Source organism: Campylobacter sp. JMF_01 NE2 (assembly GCF_027737365.1).
Taxonomy (GTDB): Bacteria; Campylobacterota; Campylobacteria; order Campylobacterales; family Campylobacteraceae; genus Campylobacter_B.
Window position 1 is genome coordinate 1 of the sequence record NZ_JAOVTR010000021.1, and the last position, 1,251, is coordinate 1,251.

1 protein-coding gene is annotated in these 1,251 nt (G+C 45.4%); it reads left to right on the forward strand.

Annotated features, from left to right (window positions below; genetic code table 11):
* The coding region (locus OFO01_RS08950; protein WP_270875552.1) for a flavodoxin at positions 1-1,233 on the forward strand (1,233 nt) is incomplete at its 5' end.
* Positions 1,234-1,251: the final 18 nt, after the last annotated feature.

Sequence of the window (1,251 nt, forward strand, 5' to 3'; positions counted from 1 at the left end):
GCGCATGAAGTGGGCGTGAGTGATTTTTATATCGGCACTCACGAAATCACGCAGGGCGAATACGAACGCATCACAGGCGAAAACCCAAGCGAAAACAAGGGTGAAAATTTGCCTGTGGAAAATGTTTCGTGGCTAGATGCGATAATGTTTGCCAACCTAAAAAGCCTTAGCGAAGGGCTAAACCCAGCCTATGAAATCACGCCAGACTCGGTCATTTGGGACAGAAGCGCAAACGGATACAGATTGCCAAGCGAAGCCGAGTGGGAATTTGCCGCGCGCGCGGGGACTTCCACACCATTTAGCTCAGCTATCCCACCAAGCGGAAATGAGGCAAATTTTTACTCAAACTACCCTTATGAAATCGAAGAAAATTATTTTGACAATAGCAAACTAAAAGCAAAACCCACAAGCCCACGCTATCGCACGATAGAAGTAGGCAGCTTCGCGCCAAACGGCTTTGGTCTTTTTGACATACACGGCAATGTAAATGAGTGGTGCTGGGATTTTTACGGCACTTACGAGAGCGGGGACGCGCTAAATCCCACAGGCGTAAGTGTCGGTACAAGGCATGTTTATAGGGGTGGCGGTTGGAACGACTTTGGCAAAAATTTACGCAGTGCTTACAGAGCGGCGGCTCAGTCAAATTATAAAAATCACAATCTTGGAATTCGCCTTGCAAGAAATGCCGAAAATTCAGCCATTTCTGGCAAAATCGAAGCCAAAAACGAAAGCTTTATTCAAAGCAAACACGAAAAAATTCTAATTGTGTTTTATTCGTGGGGCGGAAATACGCGTGGCATAGCCAGAGAAATTCGGAAAATCACGGGCGCAGACATCTTTGAATTTCGCCTAGAAACGCCGTATTCTGATGATTACAATACTTGTTTAATGCAGGCTCAAAGCGATCAACACAAAAATGCAAGACCAAAAATAGATGCGCAAATCAAAAATTTCGAGCAGTATGATACGATACTACTAGGCTATCCAAACTGGTGGGCAAGTATCCCAATGCCCATTGCAACGCTACTTGAAAGCTATGATTTTGACGGCAAAACGATAATCCCATTTGCTTCGCATGGCGGTGGCAGAATGGGGGCTAGTGTCACGGCAATCGCCAAACTTGCGCCAAATTCGCCTATCGGTAATGCGTTATCGGTGCATTATTCAGGCGGTGCGAGTTTGAGCGATGATATAAGGGCATGGCTAAATGCTAACGGAATTTTGGTAAAATAAAATTTGCAGGATTAGGCA